This is a genomic window from Amphibacillus marinus (assembly GCF_900110345.1).
Lineage (GTDB): Bacteria > Bacillota > Bacilli > Bacillales > Amphibacillaceae > Amphibacillus_D > Amphibacillus_D marinus.
Genome location: NZ_FODJ01000008.1, coordinates 127,333 through 146,150 on the forward strand (window position 1 = coordinate 127,333; position 18,818 = coordinate 146,150).

Below are 18,818 nucleotides of genomic sequence, written 5' to 3' on the forward strand. Positions count from 1 at the left end.
ACACTTTTATGAAATACAACATTCGTGGAGAAAATATTGAGGTGACTGGGGCGATTAAGAGCTACATTGAGAAGAAGATTAGCAAGCTTGAACGCTATTTTCAGACTCCTCCAACAACAGATGTAAATGTAAATTTAAGTGTCTATAATGACGAGCAAGAGATTGAGGTTACCATCCCAATGCCAAACTTATTGTTAAGAGCCGAGGAAAATCATGTAGATTTATACGCAGCAATTGACTTGGTTGTTGATAAGTTAGAGCGTCAAATCCGAAAGTACAAAACGAAGATTAACCGTAAAACCCGGCAAAAGGGTGCACCCAAACATGTATTTGCAGAAATGGAGCAGGATCTAATTCATGATCAAGAGGACGAGTTTGAGGATGAAGGATTAGATATTGTCCGAACTAAACGATTTGATCTTAAACCGATGGATTCAGAGGAAGCTGTTTTGCAAATGGATATGCTAGGTCATAGTTTCTATGTCTTTACAAATGCAGACTCTGGTGATACCAACGTTGTTTACCGTCGTCATGATGGTAAATACGGATTAATTGAACCAAACTAATACTGAAATAGATTATTAGAGCCACTAGGTGATGTTTGATTACTCTAGTGGCTTTTCATATGTTTGTTAGTAGGATTAAGTGAAAAAACACTTGAAGTCTTTTGGATCTTACCTGTACAATGTTTGTAGACTAAAAAGGAAGTGAGTGACAGCATGAAATTTAAAAATCCGGTTTTATCAGGCTTTTATCCAGATCCAAGTATTTGTAGAGTGGATGACGATTTTTATCTGGTAACAAGTACGTTTAATTATTTTCCTGGGATGCCAATTTTCCACAGTAGAGATTTGGTTAATTGGGATCAGATAGGTCATTGCTTAACGACAGAAGAGCAACTTCCATTAGAGAGAGCTGGTAATGCAGCTGGAATCTATGCACCTACTATCCGATACTATGATGGAACTTTCTATGTGGTGACAACAAATGTTTCAGGTAAGCAGAACTTTATCGTCACAGCTACTGATCCAAAAGGACCGTGGTCTAATCCAATTTGGTTAACTGAGTGGCAAGGCATTGATCCTTCATTATTTTTCGATCATCAAGGTGACGCATACATTACTGGCACGCGTTCTTATGCAGCTAATGAGCCCGTCGGGATTTATCAAGCTAAGATTGACGTAAAAACAGGCAAGTTATTATCTGGTCGCCAACGAATTTGGGAAAGTACTGGCGGTTCAGACCCAGAAGCGCCGCACTTATACTATATTAATAGTAAGTACTACCTCATGATTGCCGAGGGAGGAACTGAATACGGTCATATGGAAACGATTGCAAGAAGTGACCATCCGTTCGGGCCATTCGAAGCATGTCCACATAATCCTATTTTAACGCATCGCAGCTTAAATCATACCATTCATGCAACAGGACATGCTGATCTTGTTCAGTTACAAGACGGTAGTTGGTGGGGCGTTTGCTTAGGTATAAGGCCAATTGGGTACCCACGCAAGCACCACTTAGGTAGAGAGACATTTTTAGCACCTGTAAGTTGGGTTGATGGCTGGCCAGTTTTTGGTGAAAAGGGCCGGATTGAAGAAGAGATGGAGGGGCCTGCACTATTTAGTGGCTACAAAAGTAAGCCAAGTAAACATTATACATTTAATGGTACTAAACTAGATCTTGACTTTAACTTTTTACGTAATCCCGATGAAACAACTTGGTCCTTAAATGACCAAGAAGATTCTTTGACCCTATTTGGTGCTGCAACAACTTTAAATGAGCATGATTCTCCAGCCTTTATCGCTAGGAGGCAAGCACATCATACGTGCACGATAGAAACGTTACTAGATTTTACAGCAACTACTAATAATGAAGAAGCAGGCTTAGCTATTTATATGAATAATAAATTTCATTATGAATTAGTTAAAACAAATGACAACGGATCACCAGTAATTGCTTTAAGGAAAAGCATAGCTGATGTAAGTGTTATCGCTCAAACAAAGACTATTAATTCTGATCAGGTTATCCTAGGTGTAAAAGCTGATCCTTATCAGTATACGCTTTATGCAAAGGAAATTGATTCAAAGGGTACCATTGTAGATGAGTTTGAATTGGGTACAGCTGAATGTGGGATGCTATCAACAGAAGTTGCGGGTGGATTTACAGGTGTTTATATTGGTATGTACGCTTCTGGTAATGGTAAGGCTTCAACAGTACCTGCACAATTTAAGTGGTTAGATTACAAGGTATAGGTGCGAATTAATCTTCTGGGCATGGATAAATGAGTGGTTTTAGTCAAAGAATTATTGTCTATGAGTCATTATACGGTTTGAATAACTTTTGAAGAAAATTAACAAAAAGCTGAGAAGGGGCTAGGACATAACTAAATATTGAAACAGGGTATCCGAACATTCTGATTAAGCGTAGGTACAATACGTAAATTCCTCGAAAATAAAAAGCTATTTTCTCACGACGCGATGTATTGCCGTCACAGCTTTCCTTCTCCTGTGGGAAAAAATCACTTCGATGGGGTGAGTAATCTCAACTACAGCACGCGCTGAGGATCCACTGTGTGAAGTGTCTTTCTTCACACAGTGGGGGATGTTAGACTAAACCAGTCACGTTCTGGGGCTGGGACTGTGCGATTACTCGTCCCACCAAAAACACTTGTGACAACGCCTAACTGATTCACATCCTGTGAGCCTGAAGATGTCACGTTCGTGCCCTTGGGTAAAAGCGAGGTGTTTTACCGAAGCACTATACGCTTTCAGACATAATGTTCGGATTTTCTTTAGTTAATTACCCTTTTGTCCCAGCTCCTTACTTTTTTATATTTGTTTTTGTAGTTTTTAAGTAAAGAGTTATTTTATAATTGTATATTAGTATTCTTTGCTTCTAATAAGAATCCTTCTATTGTAAAGGCAGCCATTCCTTTGACCGTTGAATACTGACCAAGCTTTGCAAAGCTTAGTTGTAAGTCCTGTTGATGAAAGCCAATGGTATGCGATTGAATATGGCCCATGATAGCTGGAAGGAGCCAATCCTTAACTTGGAGAAGTTGGTTGCCAATTACGATATGTTGAGGGTTAAAGATATTAATACAATTTGTTAAGCCAATGCCAATATAGGTGCCTATTTCTTCAAAAAGTTTTATTGTCTTGTCATCATTAGCCTTAGCCAAAGTAATTAAATCTGCTAATGGATCAGTGGATTGTTGTGCAATTAAGCCTCTTATTTCTCCCTCTTGAATTAATGCTTGTTCAGATGCATAACGTTCCCAGCATCCATTATTGCCGCACCGACATTTACGACCATCTTTCACAATTGTCATGTGCCCAATTTCTCCTGCAAAACCTTTTAGTCCATTATAAAGATTCCCATCTAAAATCATCCCAATGCCAATTCCCATACCAATACTTGCGTAAATCATATGCTCGGAAACAAATTTAGATCCGAAACGCTTCTCACCATATGCCCCAGCATTTGCTTCATTTTCAATATAAATAGGTAAATTAAATGCTTTTGCTAATTTTTCTTTTAAGTTAATATTTTTCCAATCAAGGTTTGGTGCTAATAAGATCTCACCAACATGGCTAACTACAGCTGGGACACCCACGCCAATTCCAATAATGCCATAACGACTAGCTGGTGCTTTATTAATGAGTTGCTTAATTAAATCTAGTAAGGTGGGGTAAACAACAGCAAATGCATTGCTCTCTGTTGTTACCTTATGTTCGACAATAATTTCTCCCGTTAAGTTAGTTAACACGCCTCTTATGTAACCAACGCCTAAGTCAATAGAAACAGAATGTCCTGAACCTCCATTAAATAAGAGCATCACAGGTCGCCTACCTCCGCTAGATTTACCTGGGCCTGATTCTTCAACTAATTCCTCAGTAATTAACTCACTTACTAAAGAAGAAACGGTTCCTTTGTTTAAACCAGTAAGCTGAGCAACATGTGCTCTTGAAATTGGGGTTCGATCTATAATTGTTGATAAGACTAACGTTTTGTTTTCTTGTTTTACAACATGTTGATTCCATGTTCGTTTCATAATAACCACTCATCCTCTAACCGTTCATTAATCATGCATTTTTTCGCCTAATATTAATACTTTACCACATCAAAGCCTGATGTACTACAATTCTACAAACTTAGTTTAACTTATGGACAAACTAGGGGGTTATTGCTATACTTTTTTGGTAAAGATGTTTATTTTTTTAACTAATGTATTGCTAAATTTGCGAAACCTATTTATTTATCCAGTCAGATTAACAACAATTACGGACACTTGGGTGTTCATAATTGTAAACGTTACCAAGTAAAAGGAGAGAAAGCTAATGAATTTTGATTTTCAAGACAATGAAAAGCCACTTGAGGTACGTGTTTCAAATTTAGTCAGTCAACTAACTATTGATGAGAAAATATCGTTATTGTCAACTAAACAAAGCCCAATTGAACGCCTACATGTTCCAGAATATCGTGTTGGCGGCGAGGCCGCTCATGGTGTTGTAGATCGCGAGGGGATGTTCACAACTGTTTTTCCTCAACCAATTGGCTTATCATCCACTTGGAATAAGGATTTGTTGCAAAAAGTTGGCGAAGCGATTGGTGATGAAGCACGAGGCTACTATTATTATAAGAATAAAAAAACGGGTTTAACCCTTTGGGCACCTACAATTGATATGGAACGTGACCCAAGGTGGGGACGAACTGAAGAAGCATATGGGGAAGACCCACATCTTACTGGGCAGCTATCGAAGCACTTGATAATGGGTATGCAAGGTGATCATCCGTTTTATTTAAAAATGGTCGCGGCACCTAAGCACTTTTATGGCAATAATAATGAACATGGACGTGAATCGCTCTCAAATAGCATTGATGCCAGAAATCGCTTTGAGTATTATTTACCTGCTTTTGAACCTGCTTTCACTGAAGCAAAAGCAACATCGATGATGACGGCGTACAACGGTATTAATGGAATACCAGGTATGCAACTTAACGAAATTAGACAAGTTGTTCGTGAACAATGGGGCATGGATGGTTTTGTCGTTAGTGACGGTGGCGCACTAACATTAAATGTTGAGGAATATCATTATTATGATAATTTTCCTGAGGCATTAGCTGATTCCCTTAAAAAAGGGATCGATTGCTTTGTTGACGATAAAGAGTTAGTCGAATCGGCTGCTCATGATGCGCTAAAGCAGGGCTTAATCACTGAAGAAGATATTACGTTAGCAATCTCTCGCTGTCTAAAGGTGCGCTTTAGGTTAGGTCAATTTGATCAAGTAGATCCTTTTGAGAGCAGTAACTCACTAGAACAGTTAATTGAACAACATAAGCCCCTTGCAGAAGAAGTAACCGATCAATCAATTGTCCTGCTAAAGGATAATAAGCAGGTGCTGCCGGTACAGGCAGAGTCAATTAAGCGGATTGCTGTCATTGGTCCAACTGCTGATCAAATTTTTAGAGATTGGTATGCTGGTTATTCTAAGGATCAAGTGACAATTCTGCAAGGGTTAAAACAACGCTTTAATAAAGCTGAATTTAGCTTTACTAACGGATTTAATCAAATTGCTTTAAAGAACATAAAGCATAACAAATTTATTAAATTTAATGCTGGTAATAAAGCTGACCTCACAAACACCAAAAGAGATGCGAGTATTTTTATTGATGAAGATTGGGGTTATCACAATCATTTACTATTTGAACGGAAAAGTAAATGCTATTTGAGTCTTACAAATGGAGTGGATTTTCAGCCAGTTAAAGAAGAGGTATATGATTGGTTTGTTAAAGAGAAGATTGGCTTTTACAATTTAGATGCTAACACAACGGCTAAACAATTGACATCATGGCGTAATAAGCCCATCCAGTTTGACGAGAGTCAGGGCTTAATTGAGGCAGACCAAGGTGATGAATTTGAAAGTATCGTTGTTGAAGATGGTATTGCTAAAGCAGTACAGCAGGCTAAGGATAGTGATGTAGCGATTGTTTGTATTGGCAATCATCCGATGTTAAATGGTCGTGAAACAGAAGATCGGTTAGATATTGAGTTAGCTGCTTATCATCAACGGTTAATTAAAGCCGTCTATCGAGCAAATGCTAACATGATCCTTGTGGTTGTCGGCAGCTATCCGTTCTCGCTAAACTGGGAGCAGGCGCATCTACCAGCAATTTTCTATACAGCTCACGGTGCCCAGCATCTAGGTCATTCCATTGCTAAGTTAATTGCTGGAGACTGTTCGCCATCTGGTCGCTTAAGCATGACCTGGTACCAAGATACTTTATCCTTACCAAGTATTTATGATTATGACATTATTAAAGGGAAACGAACGTATATGTATCCGAACAATCGAATCCTTTATCCATTTGGGCATGGTTTAACCTATGGTGAGCCAGTCTATAGCAATTTAAACGTTAATCAAACACAAATTGTTGATGATCAAGTAATTACTGTATCAGTAGAGGTTGAAAATGCCGATCAGCAACCATTTGCAGAGGTGATTCAGCTTTATGCCGCCTTTAATCAGGATGCCTTTAAACGTCCAGAGCAGAAGTTAATTGGTTTTGAAAAAATTATGCTCGAACCAGGCGCAAAGGAAGTTGTCTCCTTTGAGGTAACTGCAGAGCAATTTAAATTTTTTGATGTAAGAACGGAATCAATGCGTTTATTTGGAGGTGTGGTTGTCCTGAGTATAGGCAGATCAAGTCAAGATTTACGCTTACAGACAGCCCCATTAACTGTAGCAGCACAACCAGTTGTACCACGTGACCTTTCGCAAGTAACTAAGGCAGAGATGTACGATGATTATGCGGATATCATGCTAGGGAAAGGTGAAGATGAAGTTGTGTGTGTCGTCAATAAGAATAACGGCCACTTATTCTACAATAAGGTTTCATTGCCTGAACAAGGTGCATTAATTGTACGAGCCTCAACTGACGGTGGTAAAGGAGAGATTACTTTGCATTTAGACGGTCAAGTACAAGCGTCAGCTTTAGAAGTTAATCCAGAATCACCATTTGTCTGGGAGGATTATCGCATCGCACTACCGAATGAAAAAACTGTTAAAGATCTCACCCTTTCACTTAAAGGACCAGTGGCAATTCAATCGCTTTACATTAAAGAGGGTAAATAATGATGACAACACTTAAACTAAATAAACCAGCAAAAGGAATATGGCATGATCAACCAGCTGCAAAATGGGAAGAAGGTTTTGTTGCTGGGAATGGAAAGCAAGGCTTAATTGTTCTTGGTGATCCCTGTAATGAAGTACTTATTGGCAATCACGCTAAACTTTTTTTACCAATGGGTAATCAATTTTCTGTTCCTCAGGTAAAAGACCATCTACCTGAGTTACGGGAAATAATTAATCAAAAAGGGTACCAAGCAGCTTTAGAGTTTCATTATCAAAAAGCTGAAGAAAATGGCTACCCAGGTCTGACAATGAGTGACCCCTATCACCCGGCCTTTCACCTTAGCATTAAGACAGGCATAAATCATTTTACGTCTTATAGACGAAGTTTAAATTATCAAACAGGCGAAATAACGACCCAGTTTATTGGCGATGGACAACGTTACCAATCACAGTGCTTTGTTTCGCGTGCCGATGATATTATGGTTTATCATATTAAGAACGCTGATGGTCTGCTTGATCTAATGCTAGCGCCGGAAGTTTATCAGGTTGACCAGCTTGATGGTCATTTGACTGTTAATCAGGATGGTGTGTTTCAATTAAATTATGCCTATACGCAGGCTCACGGTGGCTATTCAGTAACGGCACAAGTACTAGCGCCTGACTATGCAATTGAGAGTTTAGCAGGTGCAATAAGAGTTACCGAAGTATCGGAATGTACCATTGTTCTAAAAATAACGCCAGAGCTTGATCAAAAGAAATTTATTATTAAGCAGTCAAGCTATGCTTATTGGTTTGCTCGTCATCGCGATATTCATCAAGAACTGTTTGATCGTGTTCGTTTATCATTGACATCTGATATTGAACGGGGAAAACCGTTCGCGACATTGCTTAGTGAGGCTCAAGCACAAGAAACGCTTTCACCTGTTTTTATTGAAAAAATGTATGATGCTGGAAGGTACATGTATTTATCCTGTTCTGGTGACGCAACCCCTAACTTACAGGGGATTTGGAGCGGAACCTTTCATCCTGCTTGGAGTGGTGATTATACGTTTGATACTAATGTCCAATTGTCGATTGCAGCAGCACTTACCGGTGATTTAGCAGAGGGCCTTAAGGGGCTGTTTAGCCTAATTAAAGAATTATTACCAGGTTTTAAAGAAAATGCATGGAATTATTACGGCTGTCGTGGCATAATGGCAGCTATTCATTCCAGTAATCGAGGACAGCATTTGCATTGGAATGTGGAGTGGCCGCTTCATTTCTGGACGTGTGGAGCTGGCTGGCTGGCACATTGGTATTATCAATATTATCGTTTTACTGGCGATCTTGACTTTTTAAAAGAAGAGGCTGTCCCTTTTTTAGAAGAAATTGCGCTATTTTATCAGGATTTTCTTACTGAGGATTTAGACGGGTATTATCGATTTAGTCCATCTTATTCGGCCGAAAATGGCTGTGGTGATAATGCGACTCAGGATATCGCGGTAGCAAAAGAAGTGCTAACTAACTTAATAGCAAGCTACCGTATTTTGGGTGTAGACACAGCTAATATTGAGTTATATCAAAAGATGCTCACGAAGCTCCCGCCATATCAGATTAATAAAGATGGTGCTTTAAAGGAGTGGTTGACCCCTGAAAAGGGCGAGAATTATAATCATCGCCATTTTTCTCACTTGTATCCTATTTTCCAAAGTCGTGAATTCACTAAAGAAAGTGAACCAGAGCTGTTTAAAGCAGCTGAAACTGCTTTTGAAAAAAGGTTAGAGGCTTGGTTGTTAAACGATGATGGTGATACGACCTCAACACATGGACGTATGCATACTGCGCTTTGCGCAACACAATTTCATATGCCAGAGTTGATTAAAGAAGTCATTATGCTCGTTATTAAAAATAATTGTTTCTTTCCATCGTTAATGATGAGTCACTATAATAATTTAGAGGTTTTTAATGTTGATGGTAATGGTGCTTTTCCACAAATTGTTCATGAGTTTTTATGTGATTATCATCATGACACGTTGTACTTACTTCAAGCTTTGCCAACTGATTTATCGTCTGGCCAATTAAGAGGATTAAAGCTTGCCGACCAACTTGAAGTTAGGTTATTAACATGGGACCTCGCCGAGCGAAAATTAAGTATTAATATTATTGCTCATGATCATGACCGTGAACTTTCAGTAAAGTTACCGTTGTTTAAAGAAGCCTGTATCAATGATCGCCCAGTAGCTAGCCAGACATTGCAGTTAGTCAAGAACCAAGTGAATCAAGTCGAGATTACGTTATAAAGAAGTGCAAAGGAAAAAAAGCACATTGAAATATTTCAAGAAACCTTGTAAAGTAAGGTGAGATTAGTAAAGCTTGTCAGCAAGGAGGTAGGCAACATGAAGTGGATGTTAACTAAAATACTTGATTTAAAAATCAGTTACAAGCTTATGAGTGTCTACCTCCTTGTAACTGCAATCCCATTAATTTTTGTTGGTGTATACTTAAACAGTGGGATAAGAAATGTCGTGCTAAATAATGCTATATTTGAAACGGAGTCAAACCTTGACAAGATTGAGATTAGATTAGAGTCAGCTTTAAATCGAATAACTGATATTTCTGATCTGATTTATTTAAATAGAGATTTAGAGGCGCTGCTGACGAGTGAGTACAATAGCACCTTAGATGTGTACAATGCTTATTCAAGATACCGAATTTTTGATGATTATTTAAGATATTATGATGAAATTGAAAATATCCAGTTTTTTATGGATCGTGATATGATTACAGATTCTCACTTTATTCATGCAAATGCTAACACGGTTGCACAGGAATGGTTTCAAGAAGCTGTAGAAAAAAGAGGTCGAATTTCTTGGTTGGTTATGGAAGAGCATTGGACAAAGAATCGTTATTTAGCACTAACTCGATCGGTATATGATCAACAAAACCAGTTCTTAGGTGTATTAAGTATTTATTTTTCTAGTGATAAGTTAAGAGAAATAATTGATCCGGAAATCCATGACGCCTTTATTATTTTAGATGAGAACGAAATTGTATATAGCAATAATATTCGTGCTCTTGATATTGATCCACAATTTGTTGACGCGTTATTTAGTGCATCAAGCCAAGGGGAGACTCTGTTTGACGATGAGTATCTTGGTGAAGATGTTAAGGTTAATTTACGCCGGTTACAACCGAGTAAATCACTTATGAATGAATTGCAGATCGCAACTGTTATTCCAGTTGAAAGTCTGATGGAGCAGCCAAGTGAATTATTTAACCGGGGGTACTGGATTATGTTTACGGCGTTGGCTATTTCCATTCTTGCTTTTCAGATTTTCATTAAAACCTTCCATCATCGCATTAATACTTTGAAGCTAGCGATGGGAAAAGTTGCGCGGGGAGAATTTAATATTAAACCGACGATTGCAGGGAAGGATGAAATTGGTGAAGCATATCAAGAGCTTCATAAAACATCCCAAAGTATTCAAACATTAATTGATGAGGTTTATGTCCACAAAATTAAAGAGGAGCGGTGGCGACGGAAGCAAAAGGAGTCTGAATTTAAAATGCTATCTAGTCAAATTAACCCGCATTTCCTATATAATACACTTGAAATGATTAGAATGAAGGCAATCGTAAATCAGGATAAAGAGGTAGCTTTATTAATAAAAAAACTCAGTAAAATGATGCGTTCTGCCTTGGAAAGAACGGATCGTCCAATCCCATTAATAGAAGAGATTAATTTAATCGAGACCTATCTTGAGATTCAATCAATGCGCTTTGGTGATAAACTTACCTATCAAATAGATGTTGGAGAGGCCATTACTGATTTTTATATCTTTCCGTTACTGATTCAACCGATAGTAGAGAATGCAATTATTCATGGACTAGAACCCCAAGTGGGTGAGGGGCATCTAGCTATTCAAGTTAAAGCCTTTAAAAATTATTTTGAAATTATGGTGCGGGATAATGGTATAGGAATGGATGATCAGCGTTTAGCACAAGTGCAAAAGAAGCTTGTCGAAGGTGACAATTTAGATGGCAAGCGGATTGGTGTGCGAAATGTTCATCACCGCATCCAATTATATTATGGTAAAGAGTATGGCTTGTCTATTTCTAGTAGGCTGGGTCACGGGACGACTGTCAAAATTACTTTGCCTATTATTAAATAAATTTCAGGATGAGAGAAGGGGTACGATGTATAAAGTTTTGCTAATCGATGATGAGCCGATCATAAGAGAAGGCATGAGACATGTCATTGAATGGGAGACCTATAATTTTTCTGTCATTGCAGACTGTGCAAATGGCCGGGATGGTCTTCATGCTATTCGAACACATAACCCCGAATTAGTGTTTGTTGACATTCGAATGCCTGGCATGTCAGGCATAGAGTTAATTCAACAAGCCAAGCAAGAAGGCTATCAAGGTAGATTTGTTGTTTTATCAGGGTATTCTAGTTTTAGCTATGCACGAGAGGCAATTAAGCTGGGCATTCATTCTTATTTATTAAAACCTATTGATGAGGATGAATTAATAGAGATATTAAGAGAAATAAAAGTCCAAATTGAAAAAGAACAGAAGATTTCATCACAATTAACTGCTTACTATGATATGACGGAAGAAGAAGCATGGAAAGCGGTCATTGAGGGGAGAATTGATGATTGGCAACGATCTCATTACTTACAAGAACAAATTGGACCCTTTCAATTAGCTAGTATATCAGTAGCTGCAAACGTCAAACATTTAAAAGCCAGAAATAAGCTGTTTGGCCACGAACAGCCGTCAGCAAAAATAGTTTTGAAGGACCAACTTATTTATCTGCTTTATGTTAATACAGCAATACCTAAGATTCAGGAAGAGCTAAAGATATTGCTACAACACATTAGACTGGAGTTTGATCGCCATGCATACGCCTGTCTGTCAACGCCCTACCAAAAGTTAGCTGAAACGACAGCGGCAATTAGTCAACTACAGCAAGTGAAAAATAAAGTGTATAGTTTTTCAGCAGAATCCATTTTTCAATATCCTATTGTTTCAACAAAGTCATATGAATCGCTAAGTGGTTTACAACTAGCTGAGAAAATTGTACAGATTATCGAGTTTAAAGATCAGAAAAGCCTAAAGCAGACTATTTCAGCAACAGTTAATCATTTTAGAGCATTAGCATTAGATAAAGAAAAAGTACAGGCAGAAATCTTAGAGCTTGCTTTGTCTATTGCCCAGGGATTTCATCAGCAGTATCCAAATGTAAAGCTCCTACCAAAACATGAATGGGTCGATATTATTTACCAATATGATCATTTACAAACATTAATGGAACGATTGTTTACGGAATGGTGGGCATTGTCTGATCAGATAATGGGTTTTGCCGTCTCCTCAGACAATAGTATGGAAAGAATTATTAGTTATATTGACCATTATTATCATCAAGATTTAAGTCTTAAAATATTAGCTGATTTATTTAATTATAATAGCTCATATTTAGGGAAGAAATTTAAAAAACATACTGGGGAGTACTTTCATATTTATTTAGAAAATGTCCGGATTGAAAAGGCAAAAGAATTATTAGTAGATCGACGTTATAAGGTCTATGAAGTTTCAGAGCAAGTCGGGTATAGTAATATGGATTATTTCTATAAAAAATTTAAAAAACAAGTAGGTATGAGTCCGAAAGAATACCAAAAGCATATTTTACAGGCAGAATAATAATAAAGATGAGGGATTGCTATGAGTAAAACATTAATTGATCGCCCTATTTATCTAATGGTTAACTATCTATACGCTTTTTTAGCGACAAACTTCTTTTTTTTACTGTTGATTAGTCCATTTATTTTCTTTTTTTACTTTGCAGATTTTACTGTCCAGAATATATTACTTTACTATGTCTCGCTACTACTTTTTGGTCCGGCATTTGCGGCTTTATTAAAGACGATGGATAAGCTGGTTAAAGATAAAATTATTCAACCAGCAAAGGATTTTTGGACGTTTTTCTTACAAAATTTTAAAACTGCTTTTAAATATTGGTTAATTCAATGGACGATTGTTGTCGTTTTAATTATCGACATTTATTATGCAAATCTGTATCTACCCATTTTGTCACCTATTTTTTTAATCTTTATTGGCGTTTGTTTATTCATTAGCTGCTATGCCTTTCCAATTTTAACAAAATTTGAGGTTAAGATTAAAAATCTTTTTGTAATTTCCATTTATTCAATCTTTCGTTATATAAAAGTTACTTTATTAAATGTTTCAACACTTGTGGCATTTGGGGTTATTTTCTATGCCTTTCCAAGTATTATTGTCTTATTTTTTATGAGTCTTCTTAGTTTCTTTATTATGTACAATTTGCAGGATGTATTTAAACTACTAGAAGATCAATTCTCTCAAACTGACTCGAAGTGAGGTGGAATAATGAAAAAAGTTAGTAAGAATATTGCCATCCTTACACTAATAATAGCGGTGTTAATTGGCTTATATTATGTTATCGGTCGAGATAATCAAAGTGAAACAACGCAATCTATTCAACTAATTAATGATCCAGATGCTATTGTTGGCTTGACTATTCATAGTGAACAGGGGTTCTCTGTGGTGAAAACAGATCAAATATGGCAAGTTGAGGAGCGCAGTGAAGCCACGCATCAGGAGAGAACTACAGAGGCGATAGAACGTTTAAGTGGCTGGGAGGGAGAAGCAGTTGAGCTACAACGACGTGATGTAGGCTTAGACTTTCCTAGTTTATCCTTGACGGTGTCCTATCAAAATGGCGAAGAAAATCGTTTAATGATTGGACAGCTTAATAACACTGGAACGGGCTATTATATTGAGGATCGGAGCAATCAAGGCATTTATTTAGTAGATCGGGCGCTTGTTGAGGCATTTCCTTTTCATGTGCAGACTTATTTAGATACGCAGCTATTTAGCTGGCAAACAGATCGCTTACAGGAAATAAACATCTTTAATGGTATTGAGGAAATTAGTCTTCACAGGAATAGTCCTTATCCAGAGGAAGAGACGAGAGCAAATATAACAGGTTGGTTTATTAATAAGCCGTACACGCATTTTCACCATACGACTTACTCTATTATGGAGGTTGTTTTACAAGCGACTCAAATAATAGCAATGGACGAGTTAGTTGAAGAAAATGCAACTGATCTTAGTAAGTATGGGTTGGATGATAGTAATTTTACAATTTCTTTTATCACAGATGATAGTGAAGAACTGCTACTGATCGGATCACCAGCTACACAAAATAGCTATTATGCTATGTTTGCAGGAAGCAATCGGGTGTTTACTATTACAAATGATCAACTTGAGCCTTTTAGTTACCAATCGGCACAATATCACGATGGTTATCTGAAGATTATCCCGTTAGATGTAATGGATTCGCTGGAGATAAGCAGTGGTGATTATGAGCTAGTCATTTCAATTGAAAATGAAGGTGAGTCAGCATTGTTTACCGCTAATAATCAGGAACTCTCTGACTCAGAAGTGAGAGAAGCTTATAAATCACTAGCAGGCTTGCGAGTAGATGGCGTCGCTGAAGATATAGCATATCAGGACCCAGACTTAACCGTCACTTATCAAGTTGGGACGGAAAATAACACTAAACAAATAACACTGGATTTTATCAGCTATGACGATGAGCATTATGCTGTTTTTATGGATGCACAAAGTGATTTTATAGTTGAAAAACAAGCTGTTAATCAGATGTTAATAGAATTCGAAACACTTATTCCATAGAACAATAAAAAACTAAACGTGGCTTGGCTGCGTTTAGTTTTTTTATTATTGGAACAAAAGGTTAACTTTATAAAAGAAAAACACACTCACACTGAAATTAGTCATGAATCCTTGAACGTGTTTGGGAGAGTTGGTATGCACTACCTATGTTGATATTCTTATCCGTTTGAACGCTATGGCGTTTTGAAAGGAATAGATTTGCTTTCCACGGGTCTGGATTCAGCTTACTTTATTTCCGTTTACTTACATATCGGATAATATTCTAGTCTTTTTCTTAATGTTCGTGTTTGAAACGCAGATAAGTACTTATGAAATTCACTTATTTAGAAGCCCCGTTCGCTTTCAGTGAAAAATCTTGATAAGCCCGTTATTAATTTTGCGATTAAAGCGTAATAACTATTCTCAAAAAATTCTCTTTAAATCAAACCCAAAATAACAAGGTAAGAACTGAGTAACTGGATTATCTAAAAAGGAGCGCCAGTTTTTGTTAAAGTCTAGTTTGTCATGTAATTTATATCTAATAATTACTGTATATTCTGAAAGCGCTTACTTATATAATGAATTTATCAAGATGAGCAATTAACTACAGCATTAAGCGCTTAAGCAAGGGCAAATAACTTCATCAGCTAATTCCTACCTAAACAAATGCCCAAGTAAAACGCTAATTATTAACCTCACTATTTAAATAAGCAAACTACCTATTAAAAAGGCATACGAAGGCTTAATTAGTGTGTGAATGCTAATTCAATTAATTAAGTAGTTACTATGGCTATCTTGTAAACGCTTACTTTAGGTATTAATGTAAATTAATATAAATTTTTAGAAAATGGAGGGGTATTAAGATGAAAAAGAGACTTTTATTTCTATTAACACTGCTTTTAACCGGATTAGTGTTCATTGCAGCATGTGGTAATGATTCAGGGACCACTAGTGAAACAGATCCAGAGCAAACTGATGAAGGTGAAGGGACTAGTGAAGTTCCGGCTGAACCTGTTACCTTATCATTTTATAATGAAGATGGAGAAGAGAAATCATTTGATGATCCAGTAGCACAAGCAATTACTGAAAAAACAGGTGTTATTCTTGATATTCAGTACCCAGTAGGTGGCAGTGATGAGACAGTTCCACTTATGATTGCCAGTGGTGACTATCCTGATTTGATCTTTGCTAAAGGTGATATTGGGATGTTAATTGAAGCAGGTGGCGTTATTAAATTAGATGATTTAATTGAAGAACGTGGTGAAAACCTTAAAGCAATGTACGGTGATCAACTTGACCGATTAAGAAATTCAGTCAGTGATCCATCAATTTACGCAACAGGCGCATATGGTGTATTTGATCATAAGCTTGAGACTTCAGGTACTTTTCAAATTCAGTTAGAGGTATTAAGAGAATTAGGCTATCCTGAAATTAACACATTGGAAGAATTTGAAGATGCAATTGAAACTTACTATGAGATGTATCCGGAGATTAATGGACAGCCGACAATTCCCCTTTCATTACAAGGTAGTGACTGGCGCTGGTTAATTACTGTAGGTGACCGTGCAACTGTTGCAGCTGGTCATGCAGGAGATGGTCAATGGCATATTGATCCAGAGACTGGAGAAACAACTTATAAATTTGTCTTACCTGAATACCGTGATTATTTTAAATGGTTGAATGGTGTGAATGCGAAGGGATTGCTTGATCCTGAATCGTTTACACATACACAAGAAACATATATCTCTAAACTATCATCAGGAAGAGTGTTAAGTATCGCTGATGAGGATTGGAATATTAATGATGCACGATTTGCTTTAATTGAGGATGGTATGGAGGAGCGCACGTTCGCACCATTACCAGTTACAATGGGTGAAGATTATGTTCATCAGGGATTAAAGGATTACGGCTTCCCAGGTGGTTGGGGTATTGCGATCTCTTCAACTACTGAGCATCAAGATTTAGCGTTTGATTTCTTAGAGTGGATGGCTTCTGAAGAATCACAAATTCTTCGTAACTGGGGAATTGAAGGCGAGCACTACGAAATCGTAGACGGCGAGCGTGTCATGTTTGACGAAATTAGAGTACGACGAAATACTGATGGAAACTTCTCAAAAGAAACAGGCGTAGGTTATTATGTCTATCCATTCCCACAATGGGGATCAGGGGCAGTTGATTCAAACGGCCAAGGCATTTCGCCAAATAGTAGAGATGAAATTATTAACAATCATTTAGATATTGAGAATGAAGTGCTTGCTGAATACGGTATGGAATTATGGGTGGATTGGTTCCCACAAACAGAGGATCTTTCTCGCTCTCAGCATGGTCAGGCATTTAACTTTACCATCCCATCTGGCTCTGACATTCAAATTATTCAGCAACGTGTTGATGATATTACTGAACAAAGAATTACACAGGCCATTCTTGCTAACCCAGCTGAATTTGACGGTTTATGGGATGCAATGATTGCTGAGGTTGAAGCGGCAGGCGTAGAGCAATTAAACGGCGATATGACTGAGCTAACACAAAATATTATTAAATTGTGGAGTGGCGAATATTAAGAGATAACTTTAAAATTATATTGCTGTAAATGTAATGGGTACTCATCAATTGATAAGTACCCATTATTTTTGAAAAAATTCACCTTAGCAACCTAGTTGCACAATTATACATTCAGTCATAAAAAAGGTGCAGTTCTAATATCAACGGATTAATAACGATACCTTTATTGAGACATTAAAGTAGCTACTAATCATGTTAATAGCTAGACTTCCTCCTTTTTCCACCATTCAGCTAGTTTAGCTGAATCTTACTATGTTGATGCGAACGTTGAGTAATATTAATATCTCGTTTTGAATGGATTTTATGTCGGTTTTAGTATGTTTTCGTTGAAAGCGGTTACTTGTATAATATAATTAAAGGGATGACAATATAAGAACAAATCCTGTTAAACAAGGGAGAGAGAACAATGAGCAAAAGTATAGCCCCAGTTACTCCACAAGCTGAATTGCCCTTAGGAAAATCGGGCAAGAAGGGACAGCGACCACAACGCGCTCCAGGAGAAAAGAATATTTGGCAACGCTTGAATAACCAAAAAGCATTAATATTAATGTCTTTACCATTTGTAATCTGGTTAATTATTTTTCGCTATATACCAGTGTTCGGCTGGACAATGGCATTTCAGGATTATAAACCACAGCAAACTTTTTTTGAACAAGAATGGGTAGGGTTAAAGCACTTCCAAGACCTATTTAACGAACCCCAATTCTTTCGGGCGTTAGAAAATACAATTGGAATGGGTGTACTTGGCTTAGTCTTTGGGACATTAGCAGCTATTACCTTTGCCTTACTTCTTAATGAAATGCGCTTTACTAAATTTAAAAAATTAACCCAAACAATTTCTTATTTACCTCACTTTGTATCTTGGGTTATTGTTGCTAATATTGTCACAACAATGTTATCGGTTACAGGACCAGTCAACGGATTGTTAACAAGTATTGGTATTATTGATGGTCCAATTAATTTCATGGCACGACCTGGTATGTTCTGGGGTTTAATTACGACCGCGGAAGTCTGGAAGTCAACTGGATGGGGAGCCATTATTTACTTTGCAGCAATGGCTGGTGTTGATCCACAGCTTTATGAAGCAGCTAAAGTGGACGGTGCATCAAGATTTCGTCAAATGTGGCATATTACCCTACCGAGTATCCGCCCAGTTATCATTGTCTTACTAATTTTAAATATTGGGAATTTAATTAATATTGGCTTTGAAAAGCAGATGCTATTAGGTAATAATATTGTGGCTGATCGAGCACTTGTTATTGACTTATATGCATTAAATTACGGTATCGGGATGTTCCGTTATTCGTTTGGTACAGCAATTGGTATCTTTAAATCAGTAATCAGTGTCATCTTAATCGTAATTGCAAACACTTTTGCTAAAAAAATAGGTGAAGGTCGTGTATTCTAGTATTTATTATGCTG

12 protein-coding genes are annotated in these 18,818 nt (G+C 37.3%); 10 read left to right on the forward strand and 2 right to left on the reverse strand.

Features of this window, described 5'->3' with window-relative positions; genetic code table 11:
* The first annotated feature begins 8 nt into the window (after window positions 1–8).
* Both hpf and BM000_RS11630 read left to right on the forward strand, forming a co-directional pair.
* Entirely contained in the window at window positions 9–566 is a 558-nt protein-coding gene (gene hpf, locus BM000_RS11625; protein ID WP_091498507.1) for a ribosome hibernation-promoting factor, HPF/YfiA family, read from the forward strand.
* A 153-nt stretch (window positions 567–719) separates the two neighbouring features.
* Window positions 720–2,252, forward strand: coding sequence for a glycoside hydrolase family 43 protein (locus tag BM000_RS11630; protein ID WP_091498510.1), 1,533 nt, complete (start codon window positions 720–722; stop codon window positions 2,250–2,252).
* 335 nt (window positions 2,253–2,587) lie between these two features.
* On the opposite strand, the gene BM000_RS17095 is transcribed toward BM000_RS11630, so the two are convergent.
* Window positions 2,588–2,716 (reverse strand): hypothetical protein, encoded by a 129-nt coding sequence (locus BM000_RS17095; protein WP_281245956.1) that lies wholly within the window; start codon window positions 2,714–2,716, stop codon window positions 2,588–2,590.
* Between the two features lie 150 nt (window positions 2,717–2,866).
* Window positions 2,867–4,054, reverse strand: a complete 1,188-nt coding sequence (locus BM000_RS11635; RefSeq protein ID WP_091498513.1) for an ROK family transcriptional regulator — start codon at window positions 4,052–4,054, stop codon at window positions 2,867–2,869.
* 286 nt (window positions 4,055–4,340) lie between these two features.
* On the opposite strand from BM000_RS11635, the gene BM000_RS11640 reads away from it, so the two are divergent.
* From BM000_RS11640 to BM000_RS11675, 8 genes are all read left to right on the forward strand, one after another.
* Window positions 4,341–7,136: a glycoside hydrolase family 3 C-terminal domain-containing protein gene (locus tag BM000_RS11640; RefSeq protein WP_091498516.1), complete on the forward strand. Its 2,796-nt coding sequence runs from the start codon at window positions 4,341–4,343 to the stop codon at window positions 7,134–7,136.
* Window positions 7,136–9,415, forward strand: a complete 2,280-nt coding sequence (locus BM000_RS11645; protein WP_245751649.1) for a glycosyl hydrolase family 95 catalytic domain-containing protein — start codon at window positions 7,136–7,138, stop codon at window positions 9,413–9,415. The genes BM000_RS11640 and BM000_RS11645 overlap by 1 nt, the downstream gene beginning before the upstream one ends.
* Window positions 9,416–9,511: 96 nt before the next feature.
* Window positions 9,512–11,287, forward strand: coding sequence for a cache domain-containing sensor histidine kinase (locus BM000_RS11650; RefSeq protein WP_091498518.1), 1,776 nt, complete (start codon window positions 9,512–9,514; stop codon window positions 11,285–11,287).
* Between the two features lie 25 nt (window positions 11,288–11,312).
* Window positions 11,313–12,821 (forward strand): response regulator transcription factor, encoded by a 1,509-nt coding sequence (locus BM000_RS11655; RefSeq protein ID WP_091498521.1) that lies wholly within the window; start codon window positions 11,313–11,315, stop codon window positions 12,819–12,821.
* Window positions 12,822–12,842: 21 nt separating this feature from the next.
* Entirely contained in the window at window positions 12,843–13,517 is a 675-nt protein-coding gene (locus tag BM000_RS11660; RefSeq protein ID WP_091498524.1) for a YesL family protein, read from the forward strand.
* A 9-nt stretch (window positions 13,518–13,526) separates the two neighbouring features.
* Entirely contained in the window at window positions 13,527–14,855 is a 1,329-nt protein-coding gene (locus BM000_RS11665) for a DUF4340 domain-containing protein (protein ID WP_091498526.1), read from the forward strand.
* Between the two features lie 842 nt (window positions 14,856–15,697).
* Complete coding sequence (locus BM000_RS11670; protein ID WP_091498528.1) at window positions 15,698–17,395, forward strand: ABC transporter substrate-binding protein; 1,698 nt, start codon at window positions 15,698–15,700, stop codon at window positions 17,393–17,395.
* A 407-nt stretch (window positions 17,396–17,802) separates the two neighbouring features.
* Window positions 17,803–18,804 carry an ABC transporter permease gene (locus BM000_RS11675; protein ID WP_091498531.1) on the forward strand — a complete coding sequence of 334 codons (1,002 nt, stop codon included), beginning with the start codon at window positions 17,803–17,805 and terminating at the stop codon, window positions 18,802–18,804.
* Window positions 18,805–18,818 lie beyond the last annotated feature (14 nt).

Bases quoted from the DNA above. Each gene is read 5' to 3' on its own strand.
- BM000_RS11635 (WP_091498513.1), bottom strand. From the start codon at position 4,054: ATGAAACGAACATGGAATCAACATGTTGTAAAACAAGAAAACAAAACG.
- BM000_RS11655 (WP_091498521.1), top strand. From the start codon at position 11,313: ATGTATAAAGTTTTGCTAATCGATGATGAGCCGATCATAAGAGAAGGC.
- BM000_RS11645 (WP_245751649.1), top strand. From the start codon at position 7,136: ATGATGACAACACTTAAACTAAATAAACCAGCAAAAGGAATATGGCAT.
- BM000_RS11650 (WP_091498518.1), top strand. From the start codon at position 9,512: ATGAAGTGGATGTTAACTAAAATACTTGATTTAAAAATCAGTTACAAG.
- BM000_RS11660 (WP_091498524.1), top strand. From the start codon at position 12,843: ATGAGTAAAACATTAATTGATCGCCCTATTTATCTAATGGTTAACTAT.
- BM000_RS11630 (WP_091498510.1), top strand. From the start codon at position 720: ATGAAATTTAAAAATCCGGTTTTATCAGGCTTTTATCCAGATCCAAGT.
- BM000_RS11665 (WP_091498526.1), top strand. From the start codon at position 13,527: ATGAAAAAAGTTAGTAAGAATATTGCCATCCTTACACTAATAATAGCG.
- BM000_RS11675 (WP_091498531.1), top strand. From the start codon at position 17,803: ATGAGCAAAAGTATAGCCCCAGTTACTCCACAAGCTGAATTGCCCTTA.
- BM000_RS11670 (WP_091498528.1), top strand. From the start codon at position 15,698: ATGAAAAAGAGACTTTTATTTCTATTAACACTGCTTTTAACCGGATTA.
- BM000_RS11640 (WP_091498516.1), top strand. From the start codon at position 4,341: ATGAATTTTGATTTTCAAGACAATGAAAAGCCACTTGAGGTACGTGTT.
- hpf (WP_091498507.1), top strand. From the start codon at position 9: ATGAAATACAACATTCGTGGAGAAAATATTGAGGTGACTGGGGCGATT.